Source organism: Streptomyces sp. V4I2, from assembly GCF_030817655.1.
Taxonomy (GTDB): domain Bacteria; phylum Actinomycetota; class Actinomycetes; order Streptomycetales; family Streptomycetaceae; genus Streptomyces; species Streptomyces plumbiresistens.
Window position 1 is genome coordinate 7,364,849 of sequence record NZ_JAUSZM010000003.1, and the last position, 15,998, is coordinate 7,380,846.

10 protein-coding genes are annotated in these 15,998 nt (G+C 72.2%); 4 read left to right on the top strand and 6 right to left on the bottom strand.

The window, feature by feature from the left end; translation table 11 throughout:
- Positions 1-67: 67 nt before the first annotated feature.
- From QFZ76_RS34845 to QFZ76_RS34865, 5 genes are all read right to left on the bottom strand, one after another.
- Positions 68-2,146 carry a M4 family metallopeptidase gene (locus QFZ76_RS34845; protein WP_373464391.1) on the bottom strand — a complete coding sequence of 693 codons (2,079 nt, stop codon included), beginning with the start codon at positions 2,144-2,146 and terminating at the stop codon, positions 68-70.
- A 288-nt stretch (positions 2,147-2,434) separates the two neighbouring features.
- Positions 2,435-4,219, bottom strand: coding sequence for an ABC transporter ATP-binding protein (locus QFZ76_RS34850; RefSeq protein ID WP_307677408.1), 1,785 nt, complete (start codon positions 4,217-4,219; stop codon positions 2,435-2,437).
- Positions 4,216-5,964: an ABC transporter ATP-binding protein gene (locus tag QFZ76_RS34855; RefSeq protein WP_307677409.1), complete on the bottom strand. Its 1,749-nt coding sequence runs from the start codon at positions 5,962-5,964 to the stop codon at positions 4,216-4,218. Before QFZ76_RS34855 ends, QFZ76_RS34850 begins: the two co-directional genes overlap by 4 nt.
- A gap of 37 nt (positions 5,965-6,001) precedes the next feature.
- Entirely contained in the window at positions 6,002-7,864 is a 1,863-nt protein-coding gene (locus QFZ76_RS34860; protein WP_307677410.1) for an ABC transporter ATP-binding protein, read from the bottom strand.
- Positions 7,861-9,666, bottom strand: coding sequence for an ABC transporter ATP-binding protein (locus tag QFZ76_RS34865; protein WP_307677411.1), 1,806 nt, complete (start codon positions 9,664-9,666; stop codon positions 7,861-7,863). Before QFZ76_RS34865 ends, QFZ76_RS34860 begins: the two co-directional genes overlap by 4 nt.
- 206 nt (positions 9,667-9,872) lie before the next feature.
- On the opposite strand from QFZ76_RS34865, the gene QFZ76_RS34870 reads away from it, so the two are divergent.
- From QFZ76_RS34870 to QFZ76_RS34885, 4 genes are read left to right on the top strand one after another with little or no spacing between them, the layout of a single operon-like run.
- Entirely contained in the window at positions 9,873-10,778 is a 906-nt protein-coding gene (locus QFZ76_RS34870) for an ABC transporter ATP-binding protein (RefSeq protein WP_307677412.1), read from the top strand.
- Positions 10,775-11,524, top strand: a complete 750-nt coding sequence (locus QFZ76_RS34875) for an ABC transporter permease (protein WP_307677413.1) — start codon at positions 10,775-10,777, stop codon at positions 11,522-11,524. The genes QFZ76_RS34870 and QFZ76_RS34875 overlap by 4 nt, the downstream gene beginning before the upstream one ends.
- A gap of 25 nt (positions 11,525-11,549) precedes the next feature.
- Complete coding sequence (locus tag QFZ76_RS34880) at positions 11,550-12,803, top strand: sensor histidine kinase (protein ID WP_307677414.1); 1,254 nt, start codon at positions 11,550-11,552, stop codon at positions 12,801-12,803.
- Complete coding sequence (locus QFZ76_RS34885; protein ID WP_307677415.1) at positions 12,793-13,437, top strand: response regulator transcription factor; 645 nt, start codon at positions 12,793-12,795, stop codon at positions 13,435-13,437. Before QFZ76_RS34880 ends, QFZ76_RS34885 begins: the two co-directional genes overlap by 11 nt.
- Positions 13,438-13,656: 219 nt before the next feature.
- Here the strand turns inward: QFZ76_RS34885 and glgX are convergent, their stop codons facing one another.
- Positions 13,657-15,903 (bottom strand): glycogen debranching protein GlgX, encoded by a 2,247-nt coding sequence (glgX, locus tag QFZ76_RS34890; RefSeq protein ID WP_307677416.1) that lies wholly within the window; start codon positions 15,901-15,903, stop codon positions 13,657-13,659.
- Positions 15,904-15,998: the final 95 nt, after the last annotated feature.

A 15,998-nucleotide genomic window follows, 5' to 3' on the forward strand; every position in this document is an offset into this window, starting at 1 on the left:
CAAGAGTAGGGCGGCCCCCGGGAATGCCTTCGTCCCGGGGGCCGCGCGTCTCACCCCGCCGTGAGGCCTACGGGAACGTGAGCTTCCAGCTGTTGATGTAGCCGGTGTCCTGGGCCGCGTTGTCCTGGACCCTCAACTGCCACACCCCGTTGGCCACTTCGGAGGAGGCGTTCACCGTGTACGTGGTGTTGAGGTTGTCCGCGCTGCCACCGGTGCCGTACGCCTTCAGGGTGTACGCCGTGCCGTCGGGCGCGACCAGCTGCACCTGGAGGTCACCGACGTAGGTGTGGACGATGTCCACCGCCACCGCCAGGTTCGACGGCGCGTTGCCCGTCCGCCCGGACACGGTGAGTGACGAGGTGACCGCCGCTCCGTTGTCCGGAATCGATACGTCGGTGGCGTTCTCGAAGGCGGTGCCGCCACCGCCCCCGCCGCCACCGTCGGAGCGGGCGCCGACCGCGACGCCCGCCCAGGCGTCCTGCACGGCCTTGTACTCGGCGCTCGTCGTGCCGTACAGCTCACCGGTCGCCGCGAGGGTGCCGGTGCGGGCCGCCGCGTAGTTGGTGGTCGAGGTGAACTTCGTGGTGAGCGCACGGAACCAGATCTTCTCCGCCTTGTCCCGGCCGATGCCGGTGACCGCGAGGCCGTCCGCGGTGGGCGAGTTGTAGCTGACCCCGTTGATGGTCTTGGTGCCGCTGCCCTCGCTCAGCAGGTAGAAGAAGTGGTTCGCGGGGCCCGAGGAGTAGTGGACGTCGACCGACCCGATCCCGGAGTACCAGTTGTCGTACGACGAGCCGTCCTGGCTCGGCTTGTCCATGTACCGCAGCGGCGTGCCGTCGCCGTTGATGTTGATCTCCTCGCCGATGAGGTAGTCACCGACGTCGGAGGAGTTGTTGGCGTAGAACTCGACGGTCGAGCCGAAGATGTCGGAGGTCGCCTCGTTGAGACCGCCGGACTCGCCGCTGTAGGTGAGCCCCGCCGTGTTGGAGGTGAGCCCGTGGGTCATCTCGTGCGCGGCCACGTCGATCGAGGTCAGCGGGTTGGCGTTGCCCGAGCCGTCGCCGTACGTCATGCAGAAGCAGCTGTCGGACCAGAAGGCGTTGACGTAGTTGTTGCCGTAGTGGACCCGGGAGTAGGCGCCGACGCCGTCACCGCGGATGCCGCTGCGGCCGTGTACGTTCTTGTAGTAGTCCCAGGTCAGCGCGGCCCCGTAGTGCGCGTCCGCGGCCGCCGACTCCAGGTTCGACGGGGTGCCGTTGCCCCAGATGTCGTCCGGGCCGGAGAACAGGGTGCCGGTGCCCGAGGTGCCGCGGTTGAGGTTGTACGTCTTGTGGCCGCCGCGGGCGCCGTCGGTGAGGTTGAACGTCGTCCCGGACTGCGTGGTGCCGAGGGTGACCTGACCGCTGTACACCGTGTTGCCGGTGCCGGTCTCGATGGCCTCCCACTCGTACAGCTGCGCGCCGGTCGTCGCGTCCGTGACGACGTGCAGCTCCTGCGGGGTGCCGTCGTGCTGGAAGCCGCCCACGACCGTCTCGTAGGCGAGGGTCGGCTTGCCGTCGGCCGCCCAGATCACCTTGCGCGGGGCGCGGTTGACCTCGGGGCTCTTGGCGTCCTCGGCCTTCGCCGCGGCGAGGGCCTGGGTCCTGGCCTTGGCGGTGGACAGCTTGGCCGTCGTGGTCGCCGGCTTGATGGTGGCCCGGGTGGCCTTCACGACGGCATCGGTCGCGTCGGCCTTGGTGCTCTCCACGACCAGGTCGCCGCCCAGGACGGGCAGGCCGTCGTAGGTGCGCTCGTAGCGGGTGTGGACCGTGCCGTTGCCGTCCTTGAGGACGTCACGGACGACCAGCTTCTCCTTGGTGCCGAGGCCCAGTTCCTCGGCGGTCTCCGCCTTGGCGGACTCGGCCGTGCGGAGCAGCGCGGCGCGCTGGGCGGGGGTGAGCTTGACCGACTCGGCGCCCGGTATGACCTTTCCCGCGGCCGACGGTGCTTTCTGAGGGGCTGCGGTGGCGGCGCCCGACTGGACGGCCGCGGCGATCAGGGCGGACACGCCGACCAGGGCCACGGCGGCGACCCTGCGACGGGGGGTGGTGCGGGTGGGGGAGGTGCTGGTGTGGGAGGTGCGTCTGTGGGAGGAACTGTCTCTCAACACTGACTCCTTCTGCGTGGCCGCGGGTCGCACGGCCAGGGGAGACCGGTCGGCGGGTGGGCCGTCCGGGCAGAACAGGGCGGTGCGGGGAACCACATGCGGCCGCGTCACACGGATGTGCTGTGGGGTTGCTGCGAAGCGGCCGTGGGAAGAGTCGCAGGAGACGGCGGTTTCTGTCAGGAGCGCGTCAGAAAGTTGGCCGGAAATGGTTCGTTGTCCGGGAGATCATGTTCGGTATACGGACTGAAACGGACTGAATGGACTGAACGGACTGAACGGACTGGACGGTCAGAGCGAGGTTTCGGTCGAGGCCGACCGGTCCCCGTGCCACGACCCCCACAGCGCCGCGTACGCCCCGTCCGCCGCCACCAGTTCGTCGTGCGTGCCGAGTTCGGTCAGCAGGCCGTCCTCCATCACCGCCACCCGGTCCGCGTCGTGGGCGGTGTGCAGCCGGTGAGCGATGGCGATGACCGTACGGCCTTCCAGCACGGCGGCCAGGGCGCGCTCGGTGTGGCGGGCGGTGGTCGGGTCGAGCAGGGCCGTGGCCTCGTCGAGGATCAGGGTGTGGGGGTCGGCCAGGACGACCCGGGCGAGGGCGAGTTGCTGCGCCTGCGAGCCGTCCGTACGGCAACCTCCCTCGCCGAGCGTCGTGGTGAGGCCGTCCGGCAGCTCCCGTACCCAGGTGTCCGCGCCGACCGCCTCCAGCGCGGCCCACAGGTCCTCGTCCGTCGCGGTGGGTTCGGCGATCAGGAGGTTGTCGCGGACCGTGCCGAGGAAGACGTGGTGCTCCTGGGTGACCAGGACGACCTGGCGGCGCAGCTGTTCGGGGCCGAGGCCGACGACGGGCACCCCGCCGACCGTCACCGTGCCGGTGCTGGGCGCGTCCACGCCCGCCAGCAGCCGGCTCAGGGTGGTCTTGCCGGCGCCGGAGGGCCCGACGACCGCGAGCCGTTCCCCGGGGCGCACGGTCAGGTCGACGCCCCGCAGTACCTCGCCGCCCCGGTCGTAGGCGTAGCGCACGCCGGTCACCTCGATCAGGTCGTCCGCCGGGACGGGGGCGTCGGCCGCGTCGGCCCGCGGGGCCCGGGCCAGCCCCTCCACGCGGGCGAACGAGGCGCCGCTGCTCTGCAGTTGCTCCACCCGGACCAGGATCTGGTCGAGAGGCTCGCTCATCTGCCGCAGGTACAGCGCCGCCGCCACCACCGCGCCCAGACTCATCTCGCCGTCCGCGTGCAGCATCCCGCCGATCACCAGCACCCCGGCCACGGGGATCAGGTACGACACCTCCACCGCCGGGAAGAACACCGTGCGCAGGTAGAGGGTGTGCAGGCGGGTGCGCCGGGACGTCTCCAGAGCCTCCCGGCTCGCCCTGATCCGCCGCTCCTCCAGGCGGAGCGCCTCGACCGTGCGCGCGCCCGACGCGGTCGCCGCGACGACCTCGGCGACCTCCGAGTTGGCCGCACCCTCCGCCAGATAGCCGTCCCGTGCCCGGCGCAGATACCAGCGCAGGGCGAACCAGATCGGTGTCAGGCCCAGCACGCCGAACGCGCCGAGGAGCGGGTCGATCACGAACACCGCGACCAGCGCGAACAGGAACTGCACCCCATTGATGAGCAGTTCGGGCCCGGCGTCGCGCAGCGTGGTGCCGACGGTGGCCACGTCGGCCGTGCCGCGCGCGGTCAGGTCGCCGGTGCCGGCCCGCTCCACCACCGACGCCGGCAGCGCCAGCGTCCGGTCCACGAACTCCTCGCGCACCCGCGCCAGCGTCCGCTCCCCGAACCGGTGCCCGACGTACCGCGCCCACCGGGCCAGCAGCAACTCCGCCACCGCGCACACCAGCAGGGCCAGCGCCAGCCGGTCCACGGCCGAGACCCCGTCCCCGCCCCGCACCTCGTCGATGATCCGCCCCAGCAGCCACGGTCCGGCGAGCCCGGCGACGGCGGCCAGCGCGTTCAGCGCGAGCGTGGCCGCGAAGGCCCGCCGGTCGGCCTTCACCAGCCGCACGGAGGCCCGCCGCACGTCGGCGGGTCCGGCGACGGGCAACTGTCCGGAAGAGGTCGTCGAGCCGGTCACCGTACGGCCTCCTCGGCGTCGGCGGTGTCTGTGATCTCGGCGTCCGTGATCTCGGTGTCTCGCGCCACCAGCGCCCGGTATCCCGGCTCCCGCTCCAGCAGGTCGCGGTGGCTGCCGGTGGCCGCGACCTTGCCGTCGACCAGGTGGAGCACGGTGTCCGCGCGGTCCAGCACCAGCGGGGAGGTGGTGGTGACGACCGTCGTACGGCCCTTTCGCGCGGCCCCCAGCCGTTCGGCCACCCGCGCCTCGGTGTGGGCGTCCAGCGCCGAGGTCGGCTCGACGGCGAGCAGCACCTCGGGGTCGGCGACCAGTGCCCGCACCAGCCGCACGCGCTGCCGCTGGCCGCCGGAGAGGTTGCGGCCCTGCGCGTCGATCGCCGAGTCGAGCCCGTCCGGCAGACCCTGCACGATGTCGTCGGCGACGGCGGTGTGCACGGCCCGCGCGACGCGCTCCTCGTCGCCGGGGTCGTCCCCGCCGCCGACCAGTTCGCGCAGGGTGCCGGCGAACAGGTCGGCCTCGTGGTCGGCGACCAGGATCCGCCGCCTGACCTGCGCCAGCGCGATCTCGTCGAGCGGCACCCCGCCCCACGCCGCCGCCGAGGGGACGTACCGGCCCAGACGGTCGAGCACGGCCGCGCTGTCGGCGGGGCGGGCGCAGGCCAGCGCGGTCAGCCGCCCCGGCAGCACCCGCACGCCCGACTCGGGGTCGTGCAGCACCGAGGGTTCCGCGGGCGCGTCCCGGGTGCCGGTGTCCTCCATCGGCTCCAGACGCAGGAACCGTACGACCCGCCGGGCCGCCACCAGACCCCGGCTGATCTGGTAGCCGCACTCCACCCAGAACGCCACCGGCCCCACCAGGACCGCCACATAGCCGTACACCGACACCAACTCGCCGATGGTGATGGCGCCTTGGGCGGCGAGCCGGGCCGCCAGCCAGGTCACGACGGCCATGAACAGCGTCGGCAGCCCCACCCCGAGCGCCTGCACCCAGCTGGTCACCGCGCCGACCCGGTAGCCCTGCGACCGCAGCCGCTGCGAGTCCCGGTGGAAGGCGTCCGCGAACAGCCCTTTCCCGCCAAGCCCGTTGAGAACACGCAGCCCGCCCGCGAGGTCGGCGATCCGGGCGGTGAGCACGCCCTGCCGCTCCCGGTACTCCGTCTCGGTGCCCTGGAGGCGGGTGAGCAGTGGCCCGACCAGCAGGACGATCACCGGGATGCCGAGCAGCACCACCACGGCGATGAGCGTCGAGACCGACAGCAGCAGCCCGGCGACCACCAGATAGGCGACGACCGCGCCGACCCCGGGCCCGACGACGGTCAGGGACTGGCTGATCGTCTGCACGTCGCCCACGCCGATCGTGACGACCTCCCCGGCCCCGGCCCGCCGGGACAGCGCGGCACCCAGCCGGACCGCCTGCCCGACGACGACCTTGACCGTGCGGAAGTTGGCGTCCATCCGCACCCGGGTCATCGTGCGGTGCCGCATGATGCTCAGCCAGGCGTTGAACGCCCCCACCGCGAACAGCGCGACACTCCAGCCGACCAGCGCGCCCCTGTCACCCGGCTCCAGGCCTTCGTCGATCGCCCGGGCCATCAGGTACGGCGTCGCCGCCAGCAGCACCATCCAGGTACTGCCCAGCAGCGCCCCGGCGGCGGCCCGGCCCGGCTGGCACCTCACCAGCCACCACAGATACCGGCCGCCGCCGCGGCAGTCGGGCGTGCCGGGATCCTCGTACGCGTCGATCATGTGCTGGTGTCTCCCTGGCTGGTGTCTCCCTGATCGGTCACGCCAGGCTGTCCCGCCACGCCCGGTGCAGATCCGCGAACCGGCCCGTGCCCGCGACGAGTTCGTCCGGACTGCCGTCCTCGACGATCCGCCCGTGCTCCATGACCAGCACCCGGTCCGCGATCTCCACGGTCGACAGCCGGTGCGCGATGACCACGGCCGTACGCCCCTTCAGCACCGTCGCCATCGCGCGCTGCACCGCCCGCTCACCCGGGACGTCCAGCGAGCTGGTCGCCTCGTCGAGGATCAGCACCGCCGGGTCGGCGAGCAACGCCCGCGCGAACGCGACGAGTTGGCGCTGCCCGGCGGAGATACGGCCGCCCCGCTTGCGGACGTCCGTGTCGTAGCCGTCGGGCAGCGCGGTGACGAAGTCGTGCGCGCCGATCGCCTTCGCGGCCTCCTCGATCTCCTCACGGGTGGCGTCCGGCCGTCCGATCGCGATGTTCTCGGCGACCGTGCCGGAGAACAGGAACGCCTCCTGCGTCACCATGACCACCCCGCGCCGCAGCTCGGGCACGGCGAGGTCGCGCAGGTCGACGCCGTCGAGCAGGACCCGCCCGTCGGAGGGGTCGTAGAAGCGGGCGAGCAGCTTGGCCAGGGTCGACTTGCCCGCGCCGGTCGAGCCGACGACCGCGACCGTCTGCCCGGCAGCGAGCGTCAGGTCGAAGCGGGGGAGGACCTCGCCGCCGGTGCGGTAGGCGAAGCGGACCCCGTCGAAGACGACCTCGCGGCCCGGGTGCTCGGACTCGAGGGGCGGGAGCTCCTTGGGTGCCGCCGGTTCGGCCACGGACGGGGTCTGGGCGAGCAGTCCGGCGATCTTCTCCAGGGAGGCCGCCGCCGACTGGTAGGAGTTCAGGAACATCCCGAGCCGGTCGATGGGGTCGTACAGCCGCCGCAAGTACAGCACCGCGGCCGCCAGCACCCCCAGCTCCAACGAGCCGTCCGCCACCCGGTGCGCGCCCCACAGCACGATGACGGCGACCGCCGTGTTGGCGACCAGCCGGGAGCCGACCACATAGCGGGCCATCTCCAGGAGCGCGTCACCGTTGGTCCGCTCGTGCCGGGTGTTCAGCACCCCGAAGTCGGTGTCGTTGACCGCCTCCCGGCGGAAGGCGCGCACCGGCCGGATGCCGTTCATCGTCTCGACGAACTTCACGATCACGGCCGCGATGGCCGTCGACCGCGCCCGGTACACCCGCCCCGCGCGGCGCCGGTAGATCCGGATGAGCAGATACAGCGGCACGAAGGACGCCACCGCCACCGCGCCGAGCCCCAGGTCGAGCCAGAGCAGCAGCGCCGAGATGTAGGCGAAGGACAGGACGACCCCGACCAGCTCCTGCAGACCCTCGTTCAGCAGCTCGCGCAGCGACTCCACGTCCGTGGTGGAGCGGGAGATGAGCCGGCCCGAGGTGTAGCGCTCGTGGAAGTCGACGCTCAGCGCCTGCGCGTGGCGGAAGATCCGGCCGCGCAGGTCGAGCAGCACGTCCTGGTTGACGCGGGCGGCGGCGACGACGAACGCCGACTGCAGGGAGCCGGAGGCGAGCGCGCACACCAGATAGCCGACGCCGACCGCGACCAGCGGGCCGTTGTCGTGGTCGCGGAACGCGGGGACGGCGCTGTCGATGGCGTACGCCACCAGCAGCGGGCCCGCCTGCATGGCCGCCTGCTGGAGCAGCAGCAGGAGTGTCGTGAAGGCGACGCGGGCCTTCATCGGGGCGAGCAGGGAGCGCAGCAGGGCGGCGGTGGCGCCCGGAGCAGTGGGCAGGACGTCCCGGTCGAAGGCGTCGTCCTGCCGGGCGGTCTCGTCGGCGGGCTGGTGCTCCTTGCCCGGTGCGGTGGTCGTGGTCGCCGGCGCCGTCATCGGGCTGCCTCCTCAGTCGTGCCGCTGGGGGTCCCGGCCATCAGATGGGCGTACTCGGCGTTCGTGCGCAGCAGTTCCTGGTGCGTGCCGACGGCGGCGATCCGGCCGCCGGAGAGCAGCGCGACGCGGTCGGCGAGCAGGACCGTCGACGGGCGGTGCGCCACGATCAGCCCCGTGGTCCGGGCGAGGACGTCCCGCAGCGCGGCCTCGACGGCGGCCTCGGTGTGCACGTCCAGCGCGGACAGCGGATCGTCCAGCACCAGGAACCGGGGCCGGCCCACCACGGCTCTGGCCAGCGCCAGCCGCTGCCGCTGGCCGCCCGAGAGACTGAGCCCCTGCTCGCCCACCTGGGTGTCCGTGCCCTGCGGCAACGTGTACACGAAGTCGGCCTGCGCCACGGCCAAGGCCCGCTCCAACTCGTCCTGTCCTGCGCCGCCTTGAGCCCCCATGAGTACGTTGTCCCCCACTCCGGCGGAGAACAGGGTCGGCTCCTCGAAGGCGACGGCCACCTTGGACCGCAGCTCCTCCCGGGACATCGCGGTGATGTCCTCGCCGTCCAGCGTGATCCGCCCGGACGTCACCTCGTGCAGGCGCGGCACGAGCGCGGTGAGCGTGGTCTTGCCGCTCCCGGTGGCACCGACGAGGGCCATGGACTCGCCGGGGCGGATGTGGAGGTTGATGCGGTCGAGGACGGGCGGTGAGTCTTCGGGGGCGTCGGGGTAGCGGAACGACACGTCCTGGAAGCGAAGTCCGCTGTCCTCGGCCCGCGGTGCGGCGGCTGTCGCCCGCGACTCGGGCTTCTCGTCCATCACCTCGAAGTACCGCTCGGTCGCCGTCGCCGCCTCCTGACTCATCGCCAGCAGAAAGCCGATGGACTCCACCGGCCACCGCAGCGCGAGTGCCGTCGACAGAAAGGCCACCAGCGTCCCCGCCGACAGATCCCCGTCGGCCACCTGGACCGCCCCCAGCACCAGCGCCACCCCGATCGCCACCTCCGGCAGCGTCACGATGACGCCCCAGATCGTCGCCAGCAGCCCCGCCTTGCGCAGCTCCGTCCCCCGCAAGGTCCGCGACAGCTCCCGGAACGCCCGGGCCTGACTCCGGTGCCGCCCGAACCCCTTGATGATCCGGATGCCGAGCACGCTCTCCTCGACGACCGTCGTCAGATCGCCGACCTGGTCCTGGGCCTGCCGCGCCACCTTGGTGTACCGCGTCTCGAAGACCACGCAGGTCACGATCACCGGGATCGCCGGACCGAGGATGACCAGCCCGAGCGACCAGTCCTGGATCAGCATGATCACCACGCCGATGACGATCGTCACCCCGTTGACCAGCAGGAACGTCAGCGGAAACGCGAGGAACATGCGCAGCAGCATCAGGTCCGTCGTGGCCCGGGACAGCAGCTGCCCGGACGCCCACCGGTCGTGGAAGGCCACCGGCAGCCGCTGGAGATGCCGGTACAGATCGGCCCGCATCCCCGCCTCGACCGCCGCGAGCGGCCGCGCCACCAGCCACCGCCGCAGCCCGAACAGCAGCGCCTCCGCGAGCCCGAGCAGCAGCAGGCACAGCGCCCCGAGCCACACCCCCGCGGAGTCCCGGTCGGCGACCGGACCGTCCACCATCCACTTCAGCACCAGCGGAATCACCAGCCCCGCGCACGAGGCGAGCACCGCGACGAACGCGGCGGTCAACAGCCGCATCCGCACGGGCCGGACGTACGGCCACAACCGCAACAGCGCGCGTACGGCCGACCGGCCGACGGGTTTTGCGGGGTCCATGGTGGTTGCAGGTGTCGTCGCCATCAGCACGGAGCCTACGGATCGGCACTGACAACGCCCACCGAGTTTTGGCCGGACCAGGATCGGCCGCTGGTCCTACGACCTGGGTGTTCGAGGAGTCGTACAGCGGGGACGCGGGGGGTCGTACGGCGGCATCAGCCGATCGGTTGATGCCGCTTCGAGCGCGACGGCCGATGCGCTCGCCCCGCGCCCGCCGCGACGCTGATGCCATGCCTGTCATCGAAGTGACCGACCTGCGCAAGTCCTACGCCGGCCGCCCCGTCGTCGACGGTGTCTCCTTCATCGTCGAGGAAGGCGAGATCTTCGGCGTCCTCGGCCCGAACGGGGCCGGCAAGACCACCACCGTCGAGTGCGTCGAGGGACTGCGGGTCCCCGACGCCGGCCGCGTCCGGGTGACCGGCCTCGACCCCGTCACCGAGGACGAGGCCACCCGCCGGGTGCTCGGCGCGCAGCTCCAGGAGAGCGAGCTGCAGGCCAGGCTCACCGTCCGCGAGGCGCTGGAGCTGTACGCGGCCTTCTATCCCCGCCCGCTGGACTGGCGGCCCCTGGCCGAACGCCTCGGCCTGACCGCCAAGCTGACCACCCGGTTCGCGAAGCTCTCCGGTGGCCAGAAGCAGCGCCTGTTCATCGCGCTCGCGCTCATCGGCAATCCCCGGATCGTCGTCCTGGACGAGCTGACCACCGGCCTCGACCCGCGTGCCCGCCGGGACACCTGGGAGCTCATCGAGGACATCCGGGCGAACGGCGTCACCGTCCTCCTCGTCACCCACTTCATGGAGGAAGCACAGCGCCTGTGCGACCGGATCGCCGTGATCGACAAGGGCCGGATCGCCGCCCTGGACACCCCGGCCGGCCTCATCCGCCGCTCGGCCGGCGCCACCGTCATCAGCTTCACCCCGTCCGCCCCGCTCGACGACCGTGACCTGAACGCGCTGCCCGCGCTCGCGTCGATCGAGCACAAGGACGGCCGGATCACCCTCTCCGGCACCGACGAGACGGTCAACGCGGTCATCACCCTGCTCGCCCGGTGCCACATCACCGCCCACCAACTCCGCGTCACCGACGCCACCTTGGACGACGCGTTCCTCGACCTCACGAAGGAGGCGGCGGCATGAGCACGGCCGTCATCAACAGCGCCGTACTGAAAGGCGAGTTCCGCCTCCTGAGGCGCGAGCCCGGCAGCCTCTTCTGGATCCTGCTGTTCCCCACCCTCCTGCTGGTGATCCTCGGCTCCATCCCGTCCTTCCGCGACCCCGACCCGTCCCTCGACGGACTGCGCGTGATCGACGTCTACGTCCCGGTGACCGTGCTGCTCGGCCTGATCGTCGGCGGGATCCAGGCGATGCCGCAGACCCTCACCGGGTATCGCGAGCGCGGCATCCTGCGCCGGATGTCCACCACACCCGTCCGGCCCGTCGCCCTGCTGTCCGCGCAGATGCTGGTGTACGGCGCGGCCGCGCTGGCGTCGGCGCTGCTCGCCCTCGTGGTGGGCCGGCTCGCCTTCGACGTACGACTGCCCGAGCAGCCCTTCGGATACGCCGTGGCCCTGCTCCTGACCGTCCTGGCCGCCCTCGCGCTGGGCGCGGTGATCTGCGCCCTGTCCCCGACGACGAAGGTCGCGGGCGCCATCGGGTCCGCCGTGTTCTTCCCGGCGATGTTCTGCGCGGGCGTGTGGATGCCGGTGCAGACCATGCCGGACGTACTGGCCCGGATCGTCGAGTACACGCCGTTCGGCGCCGCCTCGCAGGCCCTGAACCAGGCGGCGGCGGGGGACTGGCCGGGCTGGGGCCACCTGGGCGTGCTGGTGGCCTGGACGGTGCTGTTGACGGCCGGGGCCGCGCGCTGGTTCCGCTGGGAGTAGGCGAAGTCCCGTGCAGACTGGGGAGATGACCGCGGCGGACCGGCGGATCGACCGCCGTCAGGACCAGTTCCACACCTGGGGCGTCTACGGGCTGCTCGTTGTCTCCGCCCTCCTTGCGGCGGTCGCGAGCGATCTGATGGCGGGCCCCGCCGAGTGGTACGCGGCCGGGGCGCTGGTGGTCGCGGCGGCAGTGCTTCAGCTGTGGCACGGGCCACGCCACGGCCGCCGGACCCCGTCCCGCCGCGGGACCGTCTACTACGTCCTGCGCTGGGCGATCTCCTTCGCCCTCACCTGGCTGAACCCGCTCTTCGGGTTCTACGCGTCCACCGGCTACCTCGACGCCGACGAACTGATCCCCGGAACGCGCCGGCAGCGGCTCGGTCTCTTCGCCACCAGCGTCGTGGTGGCGAGCTCGCAGGCCGGCGGGATGCCGTTCCACAGCCCCGTCCAGTGGGCACTGTTCGGCGTGATGCTGGTCACGATGAACGTGCTGCTGATGGTGGCCGGCCATTTCGCCCAGCAGGAGGAGCAGCGCTCCCGCGACCGCGCCGCCACCATCGTCGAACTCGAACGCACCAACACGGCCCTGCAGCAGGCGCTCGACGAGAACGCCGCCCTGCACGCCCAACTCCTCGTCCAGGCAAGGGAAGCCGGGGTCGCCGACGAACGCCGCCGCCTCGCCGCCGAGATCCACGACACCATCGCCCAGGGCCTGACCGGCATCATCGCCCAGCTCCAGGTCGTCGCGAACGCCCCCGACCTCGACATCGCCCGCACCCACCTGGAACGCGCCTCCGCCCTGGCCCGCGACAGCCTGGGCGAGGCCCGCCGCTCCGTGCACAACCTCGCCCCGGTGGCGCTGACGAACGACGGACTGCCCGAAGCCCTGAAGAACACGGTCGCGGAATGGGGCGAACGGACGGGCATACGCGCCGAGTTCACGGTGACGGGGCCGGCGGAACAGTTCCACGAGGAGGTCGCGGCGACCTTGCTGCGCATCGCCCAGGAGGCTCTCTCCAACGCCTCCCGGCACGCCCGGGCCACCCGCCTCGGCGTCACCCTCACCTTCCTCGGCGACGAGGTGATCCTCGACATCCGCGACGACGGCCGCGGCTTCGACCCCCTCGCCGACCGCGCCCGCACCCGCACCGGCGGCTTCGGCCTCGACGGCATGCGCGCCCGCGCCGAACGCATCGCGGGCACCCTCACGGTCGAGTCCGAGCCGGGGCACGGTACGGCGGTGTCGGCTCGCGTACCGTTGGTCCGCCATGACCGATGACGCGCCCGTCACCCTGCTGATCGTCGACGACCATCCCGTCGTACGGGACGGTCTGCGCGGCATGTTCGAGTCGGCGCCCGGCTTCCGCGTCCTCGGCGAGGCGTCGAACGGCATCGAGGCGCTGGAGCGGGCCGCCGCCCTCGACCCCGACGTGATCCTGATGGACCTGCGCATGCCGGGCGGGGGCGGGGTGGACGCCATCCGGGAGCTGACCCGCCGCGGCGCCCGCGCCAAGGTCCTCGTCCTGACCACGTACGACACCGACTCCGACACCCTCCCCGCGATCGAGGCGGGCGCGACGGGCTACCTCCTGAAAGACGTCCCCCGCGACGAACTCTTCACCGCGGTCCGCGCGGCCGCGGAAGGCCGTACCGTCCTCTCCCCGGCCGTCGCCTCCCGCCTGGTCTCCGCGGTCCGTACCCCCAGGGCCCCCGGCAAGGAGCCGCTGTCCGCCCGCGAACGTGAGGTACTGGCCCTGGTCGCCCGGGGCACCTCCAACCGCGAGATAGCCCGCGAACTCTTCATCAGCGAGGCCACCGTCAAGACCCACCTCACCCACCTCTACGCCAAGCTGGGCGTCAAGGACCGCGCGGCAGCAGTGGCAACGGCCTACGACCGCGGAATCCTCGGCTGACCACGCCGCCCAGCACACGGCCAGCGGCGCCGCCCACGCGACAGGCCTCCAAGCAGACCAGGGGACGCGGTCCCCACCGGGCTCAAAGGGGCGGGAGTCCTCCGGGGGATGCGGGAACGCGGTCCCCGCCCGGGTCGTAGGGGGCGTAGCCCCCGTCGGGGTTGAAGGGGCGGAGCCCCTGGGGGATGGGACGGGTAGGGGCGGCGGGGGCGTGGACTCTCAGTCGGCCACCTTCAGCAGCAGCACCGCCCGCGCCGGCACCGTGATCACCGCCCCCGCCCGGTGTTCGACCCCGGGTGCCTCTCCCTGCTCCTCCCTCGACGTGTCCACCACCACCTCGTACCGCTCCGCCCACGGCGGCCCCGGCAGCGTGAAGCTCGCGGGCCGGTCCCCGGCGTGCAGGACGGCGAGGAAGCTGTCGTCGAGGATCGGGGCGCCGCGCTCGTCGCGGCCGGGGATGTCCCGGCCGGAGAGGTACATGCCGAGGGTGGCGGCGGGGGCGTACCAGTCCCGTTCCGTCATCTCCGTGCCGCGTGCCGTGAACCAGGCCAGGTCCCGCAGACCGTCCGCCGAGTGCGCCCGCCCGGAGAAGAAGGCGCGGCGGCGGAGCACGGGGTGGCGGTGGCGCAGGTCGATCAGGCGGGCGGTGAGGTCGAACAGCTGCTTCCAGCCGGGGTCCTCCAGCAGGCTCCAGTCGACCCAGCTGATCTCGTTGTCCTGGCAGTACGCGTTGTTGTTGCCGCGCTGGGTGCGGCCCAGCTCGTCGCCCGCGACCAGCATCGGCACGCCCGTCGACAGCAACAGGGTCGTCAGCAGGTTCCGCAACTGGCGGCGCCGCAGAGCCCGTACGCGCTCGTCGTCCGTCTCCCCCTCCGCCCCGCAGTTCCACGACCGGTTGTCGTCCGTCCCGTCCCGGTTGCCCTCGCCGTTGGCCTCGTTGTGCTTGCGTTCGTACGAGACGAGGTCCCGCAGCGTGAAACCGTCGTGCGCGGTGATGAAGTTGACCGAGGCGTACGGCCGGCGCCCGCCCCAGGCGTACAGGTCGCTCGACCCCGACAGGCGGTAGCCCAGGTCGCGTACGTCCGGCAGCGCACCCCGCCAGAAGTCCCGTACGGCGTTGCGGTAGCGGTCGTTCCACTCCGTCCACAGGGGCGGGAAGGCCCCGACCTGATAGCCCCCGGAGCCGACGTCCCACGGCTCGGCGATCAGCTTCACCCGCCGCAGCACCGGGTCCTGCGCGATCACGGCGAGGAACGGCGACAGCATGTCGACGTCGTGCATCGAGCGGGCCAGCGCGGCGGCCAGGTCGAAGCGGAAGCCGTCCACACCCATCTCGGTCACCCAGTAGCGCAGCGAGTCGGTGATGAGCCTGAGGACGTGCGGCTGCACCACGTGCAGGGTGTTGCCGCAGCCCGTGTAGTCGGCGTACCGGCGGGCGTCCGACTGGAGGCGGTAGTAGCCGCGGTTGTCGATGCCCTTCAGGGACAGGGTCGGGCCCAGCTCGCCCGCCTCCGCCGTGTGGTTGTAGACCACGTCGAGGATGACCTCGATGCCGGCCTCGTGCAGCGCGTGGACCATGCGCTTGAACTCGCCGACCTGCTGTCCCGTCGTACCGGAGGCGGCATACGTCGCGTGCGGCGCGAAGTAGCCGATCGAGTTGTAGCCCCAGTAGTTCTTGAGGCCCTTGCGCAGCAGATGGTCCTCGTGCGCGAACTGGTGGACCGGCAGCAGCTCGACGGCCGTGACGCCCAGCTTCACCAGGTGCTCGATCGCCGCCGGATGCGCCAGTCCGGCGTACGTGCCCCGCAGCTCCTCGGGGATGCCCGGGTGCAGCCGCGTGAAGCCCCGCACATGCACCTCGTAGATCACCGAGTCCGCCCACGGCGTCTTGGGACGGTGGTCGTCCATCCATTCGTCGTCGGGGCCGTCGTCGTGGACCACGACACCCTTCGGGACGAACGGCGCCGAGTCCCGGTCGTCGCGCACGGTGTCCGCCACGTGCTGCTGGGGCCAGTCGCGAACGTGCCCGTACACCTCCGGCGGGAGACTGAAGTCGCCGTCCACCGCACGGGCGTACGGGTCCAGGAGCAGCTTCGCCGGGTTCCAGCGGCCGCCGGTCCACGGGTCCCAGCGGCCCTGCACCCGGTAGCCGTAGCGCTGGCCGGGCATCACGCCCGGCACGAAGCCGTGCCAGATCTCATGGGTCAGCTCGGTCAGCCGGGCCCGTGTCTCCTTGCCCGCCTCGTCGAACAGACAGAGCTCGACCGCCTCAGCCCCGCCCGCCCACAACGCGAAGTTGGTGCCCGCCACCCCGTCCGGGCCGACCCGGAACCGGGCGCCCAGCGGCGTGGGCGCCCCCGGCCGCACGGGCACGGCCGGCGGTGGCGCGGTGCGGCGCGCGCCGTTGACGACGGCGGCGGTGCGACCGTCCTCGGCCACCGCCTCCTGCTCGGCTGCGCTGGACACCTGTCAGCCTCCCACGGCTCGTGGAACGACGTGGGAAAGGGCAGGTGACGTCCCGGCCACGGCACCCCCTCGCGTCGTTCTCCCCACTGTTCTGC

What these genes read in the sequence shown, in the direction of transcription:
- QFZ76_RS34855 (WP_307677409.1), bottom strand. Translation starts at nt 5,964, where the DNA reads ATGATCGACGCGTACGAGGATCCCGGCACGCCCGACTGCCGCGGCGGC.
- QFZ76_RS34860 (WP_307677410.1), bottom strand. Translation starts at nt 7,864, where the DNA reads ATGACGGCGCCGGCGACCACGACCACCGCACCGGGCAAGGAGCACCAG.
- QFZ76_RS34865 (WP_307677411.1), bottom strand. Translation starts at nt 9,666, where the DNA reads ATGGCGACGACACCTGCAACCACCATGGACCCCGCAAAACCCGTCGGC.
- QFZ76_RS34870 (WP_307677412.1), top strand. Translation starts at nt 9,873, where the DNA reads ATGCCTGTCATCGAAGTGACCGACCTGCGCAAGTCCTACGCCGGCCGC.
- QFZ76_RS34875 (WP_307677413.1), top strand. Translation starts at nt 10,775, where the DNA reads ATGAGCACGGCCGTCATCAACAGCGCCGTACTGAAAGGCGAGTTCCGC.
- QFZ76_RS34880 (WP_307677414.1), top strand. Translation starts at nt 11,550, where the DNA reads ATGACCGCGGCGGACCGGCGGATCGACCGCCGTCAGGACCAGTTCCAC.
- QFZ76_RS34885 (WP_307677415.1), top strand. Translation starts at nt 12,793, where the DNA reads ATGACCGATGACGCGCCCGTCACCCTGCTGATCGTCGACGACCATCCC.